This window comes from Myroides sp. N17-2, assembly GCF_002286775.1.
Taxonomy (GTDB): domain Bacteria; phylum Bacteroidota; class Bacteroidia; order Flavobacteriales; family Flavobacteriaceae; genus Flavobacterium.
Genome location: NZ_NSGJ01000012.1, coordinates 48,537 through 66,059 on the forward strand (window position 1 = coordinate 48,537; position 17,523 = coordinate 66,059).

Sequence of the window (17,523 nt, forward strand, 5' to 3'; positions counted from 1 at the left end):
CTACCTAAAAATAAAAGCAAGTAAAACAGTTGACTGTCAAACTAGCTTTAGGCATCTAAATTCTAGCAACCAAAGGATCAAAATCAGTAAATTAAGAATATAACAAAAAATAAAGGTGTATAAAAACACTTATTTTTTAATATGTATATTTGCAAAGTATTGGATGTTAAATATTCAGTGCTTTTTTTAAGCCAATCTTCGAGGCTAATATTTAAAAACAATCAGAAATTATCTTAACAGGGTGAAAAAGGCATTTTTATGGGGTCTTGGTTTGACTGAGTCCATGGTGAGTCCATAATGAGTCCATAGTGAGTCCATAGTGAGTCCATTAAAACAGCCTTTTTAATGGACTCACTATGCACGCAGGATGCTGTCAATATACTTTCATACAAAGTCAAATAGCAACTTCATAGACGGAAATGGGCAAATAAAGGGGTTTCTTTTTTCTTGAGATAAGTGATATAGTCTATAATCCCTAGGTGAATTAAAAACATTGATTTCTAGTGAACTAGAAATTGAAATATGTGACAAAGTTACAAATCTTAAATTGGATGTACAAGACTGAGGTTTGCTCAAAACGGAGGGGGTGAAAGTCAAGATAATCTCAACTTCAAAAGTAAGCAAGCCCTAAAAAAAGCTCTAAACAGCTAAAATCTCTTATTTTAAAAGTAACTTTTTCTTCAATTATGTGTACTCGCTACTCTAACTCATTTATTTTAAAAAAAAATATAAAACTTCATACTTGCCTCTTCAACACTCCTTCAATATTACCTCAAGATTGATCTATAAAACAGACTCTTTGTTGAACATCTCTTGTCTAGGTGTTGTAGTAGTCTTGACTAGAATACAGCTTTTTAAAGCCAAAAAAAAAGCTAGTCTGCAATAAGCAAACTAGCTTTTAAAAAAAATCCCTATTTAATCGAAATAGTGTTATTCTATGTTTAGAATAATAAACTCACTTCTTCTATTTTCTTGGTGCTCTAGTATCGTACACGGTACTTTATTTGCACACTTATTGACTAACTGAGATTCGCCGTATCCCTGCCCTGTGATTCTAGATTCATCTATTCCCTGAGAGATCATCCAAGCAGCAGTTGACTTAGCTCTTCTGTCTGACAGCTTCATATTATAAGCATCATTTCCTCTACTATCTGTATGCGAACGCACGTCTATCTTCAGTTTAGGATACATATTAAGCACTTCTACTACCTTGGCTAGCTCTACAGCTGCATCAGGTCTAATAGTCGCTTTATCAAAATCAAAGTAAATAGGATCTAACTTTAACTTCTTAAACAAGTCATCGTCTTTCTCTATCTTCTCCTCTATTGGATCTAGGCCTATATTCACAGTCTTCGCTACGTTAAACTCACGTCCTAATAACGTCGCTACTTCAGCTGTCAAATATTTATCAGCACTAGCCTTCAGTCTAAACTTGTGATTACAGTCTAGCGCATCAGTGATATAATGTCCTTGTGCATCAGTAGTGATAGTCGCTAATTCTTTATACTCATTATTATATAAGACTACAGTAGCATTAGCGATAGGAAGCTTAGTCGTGGTATTAAACACTTGTCCCTCTATCTGCTGTTTACAGTCCACTACTTGGAAGAAATAGATATCATCTCCACCTACTCCACCATCTCGGTTAGAACTAATGAATCCCTTTCTATTCTTATCATTGATATAGAATGCAAAGTCATCTGCAGGGCTGTTAATAGGAGCACCTACACTAGCTACTTTACCGAATGTATTATCGACATTGATCTTAGCCATATAGACATCTAATCCTCCTAGACCTGGTCTACCATCTGATGAGAAGTATAGATAGTTATCCTTAGATATGAATGGGAACGTCTCACGCCCTTCTGTATTAATTCTACCGCCTAAATTCTCAGGTGTACCATAGCTACCATCCTCTTCGATAAATACTCTAAATATATCTGACTCACCTAGTGTACCACTTCTATCCGATGCGAAGTACAGCCACTTCTCATCAGGAGATAAAGCTGGGTGAGCCGTATTATAGTTATTAGAGTTAAACGGCAACTCTGTAGCTTCTGACCAAGAACCGTCCTCTAATAAAGAAGACGTGTACAACTTCAGTAGAATGTAAAATTCTTCATTGTGAACTTTCTTATTCTTCTTAAAGTTGTTACTCGTGAAGTACATCGTCTTACCATCTTTAGTAAACACTGCTGAGGCAACATTCACTTTAGCCTTACCTGATTTATCTACAGGTACAGGATCACTAAAGCTACCGTCCTTACCGATAACGGTACTGTATAGACTGGTAAATGCTTCATTTGTCCATTTGTGTACCTTACCTCCATTCTCAGTTTCTCTAGCAGAGGCGAAGACTAGTTGATCTCCTAATATACTAGATCCGTAATCAGAGTACACACTATTAATAGGTAGTGCCTTTAGATCATAGCGCTGTATCATAGAGTTAATCTCCTTTAGATACGTATCTTTCTTTTGTTCAAATAAGATACCACGACTATCGTTCTTCTCTAGTTCAGCGAATTGGCTTAAATAGGCATCAGCAGAGTTGTAATCTTCGATAGAACGCAGTGTCTGTGCATATCTATAATAATATTCTGACGGAAGCTTCGTTCCTTCTTGTTTTGCAAAATTAAAGAGTTCTTCATACCACTTATGTGCAGTCTTAAGTTCTCCTTTAAAGTAATAAGCATCTGCCAATTTGGTTAATGTATTGACACTCTTAAAACCTTTATTGATGATTTTCTCATAGATTTCGATTGCATTGACATACTCATAGTAGTCAAAGCTCTTATCTGCTTTCTTCTCTTTACCTGTCTGGGCAATACCTGCTGTTGACAGTAAGAAAAAAGAGGCTATTGAGAAAAACTTAATAACCTTCTTATTCATACTTTATAGTTTTCGTTAAAAGAATCTTGGTGTATTCATACGTGTGCGATTATTGAACAAATCAAAACGCATAAATATCTCGTGAGAACCCGAATTATAGTTCGCTAACTTAGTCGTATCCGCATCATACGAATATCCGATAAACAAATTGTCATTTATTTGGAATCCTGCTAATGCACTAACTGAAGCATCCCAACGATATGCTGCTCCTACTGTAAACTTGTCTACAATCAAGAAATTAGCAGTCAAATCTAACTGTAATGGCGTCCCTGAAACAGCCTTCGCTAAGAAAGCCGGTTTAAACTTCAAGCTAGGATTAAGTTCGAATACATATCCCCCCATTAAGTAAACGTGAGCCTGCTGACGCATAGTCGTCACCTCATTATCATCATAGCGATCTGTTGTCAAGAAGTTAGGAATAGAAAGTCCTAAGTAAGACTTCTCAGAATACATATAAAGACCTGCTCCTACATTAGGTGAGAATTGGTTCTCGATATTCGTAGCTGCTACCGGATCTTTACTACTATAACTGTTTAGACGAGTGTAATCAACGTTTAATAAGTTAGCTGTAGCCTTCAAACCAAAAGCTAATTTATACTCATGATTTAGGTCGATAGTATAAGATAAATCTACAGAGATATTATTCTCATCCATAGCCCCTACTCTATCATTCATATAGTTAACCCCAAGTCCTAATTTAGAATCTCCTAATGGCGTATTAACAGATAAATTAGCAGTCTTAGGCGCTCCATCTAGTCCTACCCACTGTGTACGGTAATTACCGAAGATACTTAGGTTACCTCTAGACCCTGCATAAGCAGGGTTAATATTAGAGGCATTATACATATACTGTGTGAACTGAGGATCTTGTTGTGCTTGTATTTGTTGCGCTCCTAAAAGAGTCAACATACATACACTTATATTTTTTATTGTTTTGTTAATTGTCATTCCTAAAAGCTTAGTTGTTTTCTAAATGTAGATACCCTGATTTCTTGATCGTGCGTGACTCAGTACCCTTATTATAATCGTAACTAATCACGTAATAGTAAGTACCTGTAGGCAACTTCTCTCCTGAGTTAACTGTAACACGTCCTTCTGAGTATCCTCTAAACACGTTATTATTACTGTCATAACTCTTGGTCTCATATACCTTCACTCCCCAACGGTTATAAATCTCAACTCTATTACTCGGGAAGCGATTAATATTATCAATCAAGAAGAAGTCATTCTCTCCATCCCCGTTAGGCGATACTAGGTTATAAATCACTACATCTCCCTCTAATATTAGATCCGTATTTACCGTACCCAAAGTAAAGAATCCATATCCACGTACGGAAGTGGGTGTAGTTACAGTTTTATTATCCATATCTACGATACCTCCTTCATCAACCCAAAGCTGGTCCTTAGCATCCCAACGCAGAATGCGCAAGTTCTTATCTGCTGTCTTTAATAGATCTTTAGGAGTAGTACCCTTGTGCCAACCTAGCGTCAATATAACATCACTCTTCGCGTTAGAACTACGGTCTACTAACCAATATTCTCTATCGTTTACTAACTCTACTACACCTGACTTGTGCTTATGAGAGTTGAAGAAGTTCGTATCATCTAAGTTATACTTCCCGATAAAGACATCCTTCTCTTCTTTAGGAGCTGTGATAGTAGCGTTTCTATAATACTTCTTATCTCCGATCGGAAACACAAATTCGTTATTACCTTCCTTATCAACAGTACCTTCGATATGGCTATTATCACTAGCATTGACTGCTTTGGCATCTTTTAAGAATGTAAACGAACCTTTGGTTTGATCGATATTAGCAATACCGTCTTGGAAGTCCACTTTCCCTTGTATTACGACATCGTTTAGAACATTAAAAGCGATGTTCTCTGTACTGTTATTCAACACTACATTATTAAACTTGCTGATCGTATTACCTGAGATAGTCTGAGGTGTATCACTTTTAAATATTGTAGTACCTTGCGCTACTTTTCCTTTATAATCAAAGAAAGCACCGTTATTAACTACATCGTTATATACGTATAGTGTACCGTTATTCTTAAAGTCAGCTGCTTCTTTATTCTCTAAGGCATAATGTGTAGACATTACCCCTTCAGGGCTGATATATAGCCCTCCCTTGTTTACAGTCTGTGCCATAGTTGCCACAGAGCATAAACTACCAACTACTAGGAGTGTTCTTTTAATTACCATAGTGAATCACGTTTACTAGTTAATTATTTTACCACGAATACAATATTCATAATAGATGTAGGTGTACCTGTACCTATGATTTCGTAAGTCATTACACCCTTCTCATTAATCACAATATTCTTAAATACTGTAGGATCAAAGTCAGTTACATAATAATATAGATCAGTAGCTGCAGGATAATGAGGGATAGTATCAGGAGCATTAGTACTCGCTACTGCATTTCCACTCTGCATAGAGAACTGTTTAGCATACTCTGCATATAGATTTTTAGTTTCTGTCTTACCTGCTGCTGTTAATACACTCGTATCAAAAGTGATAGTCGGCATATAGAAGAACTTCACGGCTTTATTATCATACGTCACCATCTGTTGCCATTTAGTTCCATCGTTATAGTAAAAACCTGGTACTACATCATTCTGTGCTATGGTATTATAAACCGTCATACCTGCTACGTGAGCTTTTAGTGGAGTAGCATCTGTTGTTTTAGTTAAGGCAACACGAGGTAATAAAAGTCCTCTGTCAGTAGCGTCTAATTCTAATACTGCATTAGCATTTACATCCGCAGTACTCTTACCTGCTACACCTATTTTAGTCTGTGCGAACCCCGCTGATACAAGGAAAGAAAAGGCTAAGCTTAAATATATTTTTTTCATAATGTGAGTTTTGATTTAATAAAAAGGGAAGAGCCGATAATGTGAGTTTGGCTGTGGCTCCTCCCTTTTAGAAAAGAATTATAATTGTTGTTTGTTGTTGTTGTTTTAACCCATAATCAGCACTAGCCAAATACTACAAAGCAATTCTACTTCATAGTTCTTTCATTAGTTTCAAAACCATACTACAGTATGCTTTTATCTCTAATTCAGACCTGTTTTGTATAACAACTTTTCGTTTATATGTCTATCGCTATTCTGGGTTTAAATTATGGCTTAGTGATAGGAGTCATAGGAGCTAAATTACCTGTGAACTCTACTACTACTTCGTAATCTCCATAAGGTAATGCTGTATAGAATGCCCCTGTACCGATAGCGAACGCAAGTTTATTACCTGCTGATACTAGGTCTGCTACAGTAGACGCTACTACTTTACCATTCTTAAGAATAGATACAGTTAATACATCTTCAATAGTAGTTAAACCTGCTATCTTAGTTAAGTCAATCTCAACTCCAGTAGTTAATGGAGAAGGGTACTGTTCTCCTCCTTCTATTTTACCTACAGTAGTCTTACCTTTCGCTAAGAATACCATCTTACCATTATAAGTATTACCAGTGTTTACGATCGTTGTCGTGTTATCGATATGATCACCTAAAGCATTCTTAACTATATCCTTATATTTGTTGATAATATCTAAGATGAAAGAAGCTGGTAATTCGATAGGAGTCTTCTCTTCTTTACCATTTACAATCTGCATTGTATAGAACACTTCTTTCCCGTTAACATCACCGAAGTACACGTTACCACCTTGGTTTAGGATATTAGTCAGTGCATTCTTCACATCCTCATTATTGGTAATAGAAGAGATGATATCAGCAGTCATATTGATGAATTGTTCTTTCTTATCTTCGTTATTATATTTATAGAAGATCTCTCCTTTCTTAACAGCTGTTTCTACTGGAGCCTTTGCTTCTGCATACGTTTCTAGTTTACCATCTGCTTTAATTTCTGTTCTAAGGATATTAGTTTTAGTTTCTACAGAAGCAACTAAGTCAGTTAAGTTAATCGTAACATATTCTCCTTTAGCATTATCCCAATACTGTAATACCCAGTTCGGTTTAGCTGGATCAGTACTGATGTTTTTATAGATTACGTTACCTTCAGAGAACTGCGTGATGTACTGTAAATACTCTTCTACAGAAGTAAAACTCATATTCTTACCACCTACTTTAATAGTGATATTCCCTTTAGTAGTAAGTATTTCTTCGATATTATTAATCACTCCACCTACTACATCTACGTGAATAGCTCCTGATGGCACTGCTGTCCATTTAGAAGAATCAAGTTCTCCACCCGCTATGATATACGCTTCTGATAAATAGTATTGTTTGTTGTTATAAGTAACTATCGTAGTTTTAGACTCTGCACCAGCTACTAAATCACGTAAAATGATAGTCTTATATTCTCCTGTCGTTTTATCATAATACTGGAATACCCACTCTTCTTTAGCAGGATCAGTACTGATGTTTTTATAGATTACGTTACCTTCAGCAGACTGAGAGATGTACTGTAAGTATTGTTCTACAGTAGTGAAAGTCTTTCCACCTTCTTTAACCTCTGTCGTAGATTTTAAGATCTCCTGGATATTCTTAACGATAGTTCCTTTTACATCTACAGTGATAGCACCTTTAGCAGTGTTAGGAATATTGTCAACTGTATTTGCTTTATCTAAAGCTAGCCAATCAATGATAGTCTGTTCTGAGAAGTAAACAAATCCAGTTACTTTACCATTTACTTCAATTTCTCTTACGAAAGTCTTAGTCTCTGTACCAGCTACTAAATCACGTAGACTGATTGTCTTATATTTTTCTGTCGTTTTATCATAATACTGGAATACCCACTCTTCTTTAGCTGGGTCAGTACTGATGTTTTTATAGATCACGTTACCCTCAGCAGATTGAGAGATATACTGTAAATACTCCTCAACTGTTGTGAAAGTTTTATCTCCTTCTTTTGTTGTTACAGTGATAGTAGTTGGCGCTTCTAAGATTTCTTTGAAGTTATTTACTACTGTACCTTTAACGTCAATCTCAATAGCTCCCTTAACATCGTTAGGAATATTATCTACAGTGTTTTTAACATCAGCCTCTAACCACTGTACAATAGTTTTCTCGTTGAAGTACACATACCCTGTTGTTTTACCACTTACATCTTTGATATTCTTAAAGAAAGTATTTGTTTCTTTCCCTTGGATCATCTTAAGTAAGTCGATCTTCTTAGTGATGTATTTTTTAGTTGTAGCATCATATACTACTTCATACATATCACCAGTAGTATGGTCATACACGATAGTAGTGTGTCCTGGTTTAGTAGGATCTTCATTACCAGGATTAGTAGGTAAGATAAAGTTTACGATATTCTTAAGTCCTTGAACATCATTTGTGATATTCGTAATATTGTCTCCTAAGTTTTCTACTACTTTATCTAGTTCTGCTTTACCAATGATTCTATTCCACTTAGCATCAACCCAGTAGTAAAAACCTTTAGGCATAGTCGCTGAAGCTGTGTTATTATATACTAATAAACTTTCTATTTGAGCTCCTTTAATAGGTGCGAATACATTCTCTGCTGTTAATGTAACACGAGGGATTAAGATACCTTTATCGCCAGCCTTAGCTACGATGTCTAATTCTGCAGCAGTAGCAGGATCAGCTGTACCGATCCCTACCTGTGCGTTTGCGAAATATGTTGTTCCTAATAATGCCGCTATTAATGTGATTTTTTTCATGTCTTGTTATATATAAAAATATTGTTGTTTTGTTATTTGATTTTGTGTGTGATGTTAAGGTTAGATTTAACTGAACAGTTTTTAGCATCTAATTTCACTGGTATACGTCTTCCTACTGGACAGCCGTTTCTGAATGTTTGAATGTAAATCACTTTATACTTAATTCCTGATGGGGTACCATCGTCATTACCTTCTTCAACTTCTTCTAATTGTTTTGGTAATTTGAAAGTATATTGATTAATAGGCAAACCATTCTTATCTATAATAGTCTCTAGTTTTCCAATAATAGGTTTTTCTAGATTATCAGGATTCACATCCCTTTCTTTAGTAAACATTTGATAATCTGTACAGCTGTCTTCAGCAGTTATTACTAAGTTTCCTTGTACACAGATAGCTTTTATATCTTCATTAATATCAAAACCGTTACCTAAGTTTACTTTAGGAGCCACACTTACCTCATAGATTCTAGTAAACTCTCCTATAACTCCTAATACATCGGCATAAGTGATCTTAACTCTATCAAAAGATTCATCTACCTCTTTAATAATCATCTTATACTTTCTTTTATATCCTAATCCTAAAAGTTTTAAGTCAATAACCTTAACTCCGTTCGTACCATCTATCTCTGGTCCAACTTTCTTATCTCCTAAGTAGCGTTGAATCTTAAATGCTTTGATTAATTCTAGCCCAAGAACTGGATTACTAGGTGTACCAATAATAATACTAAGCTCATCTCCTGGCATTGCTTGTTGCTTAAAGACTACACTCATATGCGCTTGATTCGCTACAGAAACTACTCTACTGATCACAGCATAAGTCTCAGGATTATCATCCACTGCATTCCAAGGATTTACTACAGATGCTGTAGCACTCGCTACTCCTAAACCTAAATCTTGTACTCCGTGTAAAACATCTAATACTGAAGGATGTACATTATCTGAAACAGGTTTACAATATCCTTCTGGAAACTGAGATACCGATTTATCATAGTAAACACCATATACTTTAGCTAACTGAGCTACACCTACTAATGCTCCTAATGAAACTTGTACTCCGTAGAATTCTTGTGGTCCCTTTTTATTAGATGGAACGAATGTGTACTCTAATACATTATCAGCCGTCAATAGATCTAATAATCCACCAGATACAGCTTTAATAGTACCTATTCTGTTTCCTTTTTTATCTAAGCCTACCACAGATAAACCACCTGCTACAACTAATCCGCTGTACTCCTTACCTAACTTAATAGTCACTGGTGTACCCGCTTTAACAGGATGATCAAAATAAATGTTCTGCCACGTTGTTCCTAAACCTAATAGCGCTATGGTAGTAGATATAGTAGAGTGTGTAGTAGGATTACCATTTACTGCATTTTCTTTATTTGCAACAAAACCAGCAAGTGTTGTGTACCATTTAGTACTCATATCTGTACCGTCTGGAAGCTTCCCTCCTCTTGCGTATACTCTCTCTATCGTAGGAGGACACAATGAATCATCAAATACAGTCACTATTAAGCTTTCATAGCTTTCACAACCATCTAATTCACTATATACTGTTAATGTGTAATTACCAGGAGCATTAAACTCTACTTGATTACCTATAACTTGCTTATTGTCATAATTAAACCATACTGGTGTAGTTCCATTAGTATGAACATTTGGCAATGCTATAACTGCTTTACCTGTGCTACTATCTAATTTGACACTTATACGTTGGCTTCCCTCAATAGTAAGAGTTGCTGCTTCTTTTTGAACAACTTCAAATACATCTGAAACTTTAGATACTTTACTACCTTTAGTAATAACTACTGTGTATTTACCAGGTGTATCAGTAATTAAAGTACGTTGCTTACCATAGTTTGGATTGGTATTATCATCACTACCTACGGCAGTATTGCTAATAGCTCCTCCATCAAAATACCATTGGTAAGTATCTCCTTCTTCCTTCACTTTTAAAGTAATCGAAGAGCCAATACAGATTTCATTATTAGAACTATCAACTCCATTAACATCCACAGAAACAATAGTTGGTTTATCTAACATCGTATCACTCTCTACTTTTATCACTGTACCTGGTGCTTTAGTTCCATCAGGTTGTACAGGATTAGTATTGTCTACAGGTGGATAAGATGGATAGAATACTTCCTTTCCAGCTTCTTGTCCTGCTTCACCTACATAAGCGATATTCTTGATTTCAACAAGTCCTGTTAAATCAGTTGCTACATCTACAGTAAATGTGAATGTAGTAATAGCGCCAGGTGCTAAAGCTCCTTTATGAATAAAGGCAACTTCATCAGTATTTACAACTCCGCCTACTTGTGATTTTAACTTCACACCTTTAGGCATTTTATCTTTCACAATAAAATCAGCAATAGGTGTAGTACTTTCATTGCGTACGTGAATAGTGTATTCTACAACTTCACCACCTTTTACAGTTTTGATTGTTGCATCGTTATTTACTTTGTATGATTTCCAAGCTACTAATGCTTGATTTGGGTTCACTATTTTACACGTACGAACTACATCATATAAATGTAAACTTGCTCCAACATTTACACCCAATAATGATTTCATTCCTATAGAAATACGATCATAGTCCGCTCTTGGTTTAAATGGTAACTCTACCATTTTATTATTAGTCAATAGGTCTAAGACATTGATTCCATTGATTAATCCATTCGTGCTTGATACAGCATCTACTTCTTTATCCCCTTTATAAGCCTTAATCTCTAAAGCACCAATTAAGTCAAGATTAACCTGACCACCTTGTGTTCTAAACTTGATTAATGTCTCTTCACCCGCTTTAGCTACAGAATTGAAATAGATATATTGTCTTACAGATCCAGCAATATTTACTGTCCCTAAAGATATCTCTGAATAATGTGTAGTATTATCATCTATAGCACGTTCTGGATAAGTAACTCCTGCTCCTGATAAACCTGTAACATCTAATGATAAACCAGTATATTCAAAAGAGGTTGCAAATGATGGCACACAAGAGTTAGTATCACTCTCATAACACATACTATATATATTCATCGTATTAGGCTTCGCTAATAAACCTAACAATGCGTTCGTCTTATCAGTGATACGCACTGATTTATAATCTACTGAAGGAGTGATAGCAAGGTATGTTCTTCCATCCTTATCACTTACAATACGAATATCACCTTGATTTTTAAAAGAAACATCTTTCCCTTTACTACTTCCTTGTAAGACAGACACACCTGCAGCATCTTTTACATCAACTGTAAAGTAATGATTCCCTAATAGCAATCCATCTACCAATCCTGACACTAAATTACCAAGACTTCCACTTACTAATTTGTCTAAAATAGCTTTGTCATAATCAAAACGGATATAAGAAGTAGTACCTGCCTTAATGGTTTTTTCATATCCTAATTCGATATGCCCTGTATGTTGATCACCTAATCCCAATAAAAGTCCAGCACCTGAATTAAGTGTTGCATAATCATCAAAGTTCTCACTGAATATATTATCTATATCATCTGCATTAGACGCACTTAGTACTTTAGCAGCACATACTGGTTTTATGAATGGTGGTAACGTTGCCTTTTCAGGACAAGTAGAACTTACACGCTTTACATCATATAAACGAATAGCTGGTGTAACTGAAGCAGTCAACACTGTTGACACCTGAATATCTACTCTATCAAATACTTGTTTAGTATCAAAAGTCAATGTCTGTACTCCACCCGATTTAAATAAGTCTAATAGATTTAGACTATTAATTAACCCTTGTTGTAATGTGAATGACTCTTGTTGTTTACCTCCTAAATAAGTAACTACTTTATACCCTCCTAATAAATCAACTGAAAGAAGTGATTTAGGGTCTAACTGTAATCTCACTTTTAACTCGTCACCTACTTTTGAAGGTTGATTAAAATAAATGGTTTGTTTTACTAATCCACTTACTGCTAATAGACCATTGCTAATCTCTGAGTAATTAGATGTATTAGTATCAATAGCAAAGTATGGATTATTAACTCCTGCTTTAGCTAAGTCAGCAACACCTAAGCTTAAGCCTTTTTGGTCATACGATGTGAATTGAGCAGGAAAGCATAAGTCTGTTCCTATCTCTGTACACATATTATATACATTCAATGTACGTATTTCTCCTGTTGGCAATAAACTACCAACACTATTAGACACAACAATACTTTGATATGCTTGATTGGGAGTAACTGCTAAGTAATATCTTCCAATATTATCTTGTACTAATTTTACAGCACCAATAGCGTCTCCATCAAATCCATTTGAACTTGAACGCTTTAATACTGATGTTCCAGCGGTATTATATGCTTCTACTGTAAATATATGGTTACCTAAGACTAGCCCTCCTAGATCAGCTACTAACTTACCTAATGTACCTCCTAAAAGAGCATTAAGCATCCCTTTATCTGCATCAATACGGATATAAGATGTTTTATTCGCTGCTAATGGAGCATTATATCTCATCTCTATACGCCCCTTTTGAGGAGCAGACACTAATAAACTTCCATTATTTGCAATTAGCGTAGCATAAGTTTCATTATTACCATCTATTGCATTGTAAGGAAAGTCTACATTGTCAAACACTCCTAATGATGTAGAGCAAGATGCTACTTCGAATGGTTGATCTGTTGCGTTAGGAATTTTAATTAATGGGTTCTTACAAGTAACACCATCATAGCGTTCTACGTCATATATGCGTACAGAACTCCCTAATAAATCAACTCCTACAGGTGCTTTTAAACGCACTTCTAAACGATCAAACGATTTTTGTGGAGCTACTATTAAATCAACAGTCTTTCCTTCCTTAATCAAGTTTAAAAGGTTTAGGTCAGCTATTAATCCTCCTGATAATGACTTCTGATATACAGGCACAGTACTTTTACCATTATAAGCAAGTACTTCGACACCTCCTAAAAGGTTTAAATCTAGTACTCCAGTACTACCAACAGCTAGTTTTATATTTACACTAGATTGTTCATTAGATGTAGTAGGAAAGTAGAATATTTGAGACATTGAACCACCTACATTGACACCTAATAATGCTCCTGGTGATACAAGTGAATAAGTTGTAAGATCATTATCTATAGCATGACTTAAATTTTGATTCTTTAAATTCAAAACTTTTAAATCAATTCCTCCTCCATCAAAAGAAGTCCCTAGTGGTTTTCCACAATGACTAACACTACTATTGTAAAAAGAATCATAAACATAAAAGTGTTTAGTTCCCGATAAAAGTCCTAATACCGCTTTACTATAATTAGAAAATTTCAATTTATTAATTTCCTTATCTGAAGTAATAGCTAATAAGAAATGCCCATTAATATCCTCTATTAGTTTTGCAGTTGCATTTTTAAAACCATCTTGAGAACTTTCTTTTAAAATTTCACTTCCATTAGAATCATATGCTGATACTTCGAAGTAGTGATTGCCTAAAAGTAAACCATCCACTAATCCTGTAACCAAGTTACCAATACTTCCACCCAATAAAGCATTTAATAATCCCTTATCTTCAATACCTACTTTTGTAAAAATAGTATTGTTTTTAGGTACACTTTTATTGAATATTAAATCTAATTCACTGTTAGAACCTAATAATCCAACTGCCAAACCTGCATAAGCACTTAAATCAGCAGAAGTATTTAAATCTCCATCAACTGCATTTTTTTCAGATGATACTTGTTTTATCCCTTTAGCTTCGTTGGCAAATATTCTATTTTTAGTCTGCCCCACAGTCTGCACTAGTGGCACTAACAGGACGAGCAAAAGCAGTAACCTCTTCCATAGAGAAAAAGTAGTTTTTTGTTTCATTTGTTGTTTGTTAATTGTGTTTTTAAATTGTCTCTGTGCTATTACTCTGATTGTGAGTTTAGAGCACTAGTCACATTAATTACTAAGATGAGATTGAGATACTATCTTTGAGAGAAGATATAGTGATAACAGCGAGTGTGAGTGTTGCTGTATGCACTATAATACACTAGTTTTATCTAGTGTTAACACATTTAAACGAAGATTGACTTAATGAAGCAATGCTACCGAATAAAAGGTCTTAAACTCTTTAATTTAATATCCTAAAGCCATCTTATGGCGAAGTTTTAAAAACCTAGTTTCTAAAACCTTTTATTCTTATTTCTTTCTGATTCCCATACTTACTTTTTTCATAATTGATTAAGATTTACTCTTTGAGACTCATAGGTCATAATATGACCCACATTATCACAACTAGCTATTATTAATTAAAAACACGAAGGCTATATTGGGCTAAATACAGCTTCGTTAATAAACTTCTAGACATGAACTACATCGGTGAAATATAGCATCAGACTCAAATTAATTCGTTAGTAAGGGAATTTGGGAAACTTAACTATGGGGTAATCTATTCTTTAATAAAATGCTCCCTCATCACATATCTACATACGTCTAAGAAAGCTAAACTCTTCTATAATTGTCCCCACAAGAATCAAAGTCGTTCACATTACATCAAATAGATTGAACCTATAGTTCTTCACAAATTCTAAGACAAAAGTACTTCGTCCAAAAATCGAAAAGCCTATACTTAAGAATGGTTTAAATCATAAATTGATACCTAGTACCCTTGTTAACATTCTTAAAATGAAACATTATCACACTATCCTAAAGGAGGTTTCAAAAAACAAATAAGCTATATATCAAATACTTAAATTGCTAAAAAAGGACTAGTACCCTATCTCTTATAAGCCATACGGGAAGAGTGAAAAAAGAGTAATTAAACAATACTACAAATGGTGAAATGCAACAAATGTGATTACAAAAAAGAAGAAATTCTAATCACTACATAAGAAGGATAGTATAGGATAAGGAAAGATTAACAGTGAAGTTTAAACACTAAAGAACAAAGATTATCATACTCTAGACCACCTATAATATCTGCTACTATATAAATAATACTTACAATCAAGTAACATCATAAAAGTCACTTAACTTCGCTCACAGACCTACAAATAATACTTTTGCACTACAAGCAAAAAGTCTACCACCTATTTTAAAACTTTAATAAACACCTACCCAACTCTCTATTAAAATCACAATATAAAAGGTAGCTTAACTAAATAGAGAATAAATACAACTGTTAATTAATGTCACTACGTTATAACTCCTTCTATTTAATCACAATATGCACTACCAAAGTACAGGTCTAATAGATAAAACTGTTATAATATTTAACAAAGAACTATACTTTGTAATAGTACAATTCACAGCTTTAACGTATATCTTGTATATACAAAACAAAACGACAAGAAAAATGCCACAAAATCCACACACACCTAACTACCAAAAAGTTAGAAACAAATTATTCGTCCCCACGCTGTATAAAATGGAATACTTAACCATTCCTTCTAGAAGCTTATCTTCTAAAACATTTAACATTCTTAGAAAAGTAGATTTAGAACTAAATCTATCTTTTAAACAGTAGTGTTTTTATTTTTTACACATATAGAAAAGAATAAATAGTGGTATAATCACCTAAACTCACACATAAGATTATACATTCTTTATCACGTTGTCTTCTACAGAAATAGAAGATGCATATTAATACTATCGCTATGTATTGATATAATGTTTTGGGCTAAGACATTATTCATCCCCTACACAGAAGCTTTAGTACAGATTATTTATGGTTAAAAAACATACAATGGATTCGAAAAAAAAACAACAATATATCATTATAAGCACAGTGCCTATTATGATGATACTAAGCTATTTTTCTATTGCTAGCTTAATCAAATTAGGAACTATAGTAACTAATTTTTCTTTAGTTCATACTGCTACTATATTATGTGATCTCACACCACAAATATTACACAATACAATAATTAACAATATTGATATCACTCAAGTAGAATCTACTTATCCAGTAGCACATCTATCGCGTATATCACTACATCATAATCTTGCGAATCACTTAGACATCTCACTAAACTACTTCATATCAGGGATATTCTATGGTATGGCATTCTTAGGATTTATAGCGAGCTTAATAATTTATCAGATTTTTAAAGAAAAGAAATGGATCAGCTACCTATCAATACAAGTATTGATCTTTTCTTGCTTTATTTATAGTGACGTACTTAACCTATTCCACACAGACTTAACGGCTATAGAAAGTTTCTTTAGAGCCACCATCGTAGCCGGTTCTCTAATCTTCACAGGTATGCTTATCTCTACGTACTACCCATTTAGCGCTAAGAGATTTATGTATAAAAATGAATTGAATATATACTCTATCACCTCTATTATAGCTTTAGTACTCTACTTCTCTAGCTATATATATGGAGAAGGGCATTTGTTGCTTCTAGATATTACAGTTATTGCATTATTTATTGCTACACAGTATATTAGTCGTATACTTAAACGAAGAAGTCGTTATTACTTATACGTAATTCTATTACTGTCGCTATGTTTATTATATGGTATCTGTTTTACGAATATGGAGGTTACACAATCTCTAGTAGAATACAACCAAACAATGAACTCTCTAAAACTATGTGTTATAGCAATTATCATTTTCAGTATTATAAACAACTATGTATTAGTGCGTAAAACACAAAAACACAATGTACGCAACCGTGTATTTATGTTTCAATACGTACTGATGCTAAAGAACTATCACAAGTTATTATTGAATGAAAAAAATGCTCAAAGCAGCAAAATAAATGATGCTTCGACATTAAAAGATCATCAAGGCGACCTATCCTATTATCTAAAGAACAACTATAAACTAACTGAACGTGAAGTAGATGTACTCTATCTTATTTGGGATGGTCTTACAAATAAAGAGATAGCTCATAAACTGAGTATTACTATAAGTACTACGAAGTATCACATTAGTAATATCTATCTAAAACTAAATGTAAGCTCTCGCTCTCAGGTGTTCGCTCTTAAAGATTGGTAAACAAACTTGTATATAACAAAAAAATAGACCTGCTTAAGTAAAGCAG

7 protein-coding genes are annotated in these 17,523 nt (G+C 34.3%); 1 reads left to right on the plus strand and 6 read right to left on the minus strand.

Going from position 1 to position 17,523, the window contains the following annotated elements; genetic code table 11:
- Positions 1-930 precede the first annotated feature (930 nt).
- From CF599_RS06700 to CF599_RS06730, 6 genes are all read right to left on the minus strand, one after another.
- Positions 931-2,889 carry an OmpA family protein gene (locus CF599_RS06700; RefSeq protein ID WP_121965269.1) on the minus strand — a complete coding sequence of 653 codons (1,959 nt, stop codon included), beginning with the start codon at positions 2,887-2,889 and terminating at the stop codon, positions 931-933.
- A 15-nt stretch (positions 2,890-2,904) separates the two neighbouring features.
- Positions 2,905-3,837 (minus strand): type IX secretion system membrane protein PorP/SprF, encoded by a 933-nt coding sequence (locus CF599_RS06705; RefSeq protein WP_121965270.1) that lies wholly within the window; start codon positions 3,835-3,837, stop codon positions 2,905-2,907.
- Positions 3,838-3,847: 10 nt separating this feature from the next.
- Complete coding sequence (locus tag CF599_RS06710; RefSeq protein WP_121965271.1) at positions 3,848-5,095, minus strand: gliding motility-associated C-terminal domain-containing protein; 1,248 nt, start codon at positions 5,093-5,095, stop codon at positions 3,848-3,850.
- Positions 5,096-5,118: 23 nt separating this feature from the next.
- A complete protein-coding gene (locus CF599_RS06715) occupies positions 5,119-5,748 on the minus strand; it encodes a hypothetical protein (RefSeq protein WP_121965272.1) in 630 nt (209 codons plus the stop codon).
- 266 nt (positions 5,749-6,014) lie between these two features.
- A complete protein-coding gene (locus CF599_RS06725) occupies positions 6,015-8,534 on the minus strand; it encodes a hypothetical protein (protein ID WP_121965273.1) in 2,520 nt (839 codons plus the stop codon).
- A 32-nt stretch (positions 8,535-8,566) separates the two neighbouring features.
- The gene (locus CF599_RS06730) at positions 8,567-14,356 is read right to left on the minus strand and encodes a DUF11 domain-containing protein (protein ID WP_121965274.1); all 5,790 of its coding nucleotides are present in this window, start codon (positions 14,354-14,356) and stop codon (positions 8,567-8,569) included.
- Between the two features lie 1,861 nt (positions 14,357-16,217).
- Here CF599_RS06730 and CF599_RS06740 point away from each other — a divergent pair.
- Entirely contained in the window at positions 16,218-17,477 is a 1,260-nt protein-coding gene (locus tag CF599_RS06740; RefSeq protein WP_121965276.1) for a LuxR C-terminal-related transcriptional regulator, read from the plus strand.
- The last annotated feature ends 46 nt before the right edge of the window (positions 17,478-17,523 follow it).

Bases quoted from the DNA above. Each gene is read 5' to 3' on its own strand.
- CF599_RS06700 (WP_121965269.1), bottom strand. From the start codon at position 2,889: ATGAATAAGAAGGTTATTAAGTTTTTCTCAATAGCCTCTTTTTTCTTA.
- CF599_RS06705 (WP_121965270.1), bottom strand. From the start codon at position 3,837: ATGACAATTAACAAAACAATAAAAAATATAAGTGTATGTATGTTGACT.
- CF599_RS06710 (WP_121965271.1), bottom strand. From the start codon at position 5,095: ATGGTAATTAAAAGAACACTCCTAGTAGTTGGTAGTTTATGCTCTGTG.
- CF599_RS06715 (WP_121965272.1), bottom strand. From the start codon at position 5,748: ATGAAAAAAATATATTTAAGCTTAGCCTTTTCTTTCCTTGTATCAGCG.
- CF599_RS06725 (WP_121965273.1), bottom strand. From the start codon at position 8,534: ATGAAAAAAATCACATTAATAGCGGCATTATTAGGAACAACATATTTC.
- CF599_RS06730 (WP_121965274.1), bottom strand. From the start codon at position 14,356: ATGAAACAAAAAACTACTTTTTCTCTATGGAAGAGGTTACTGCTTTTG.
- CF599_RS06740 (WP_121965276.1), top strand. From the start codon at position 16,218: ATGGATTCGAAAAAAAAACAACAATATATCATTATAAGCACAGTGCCT.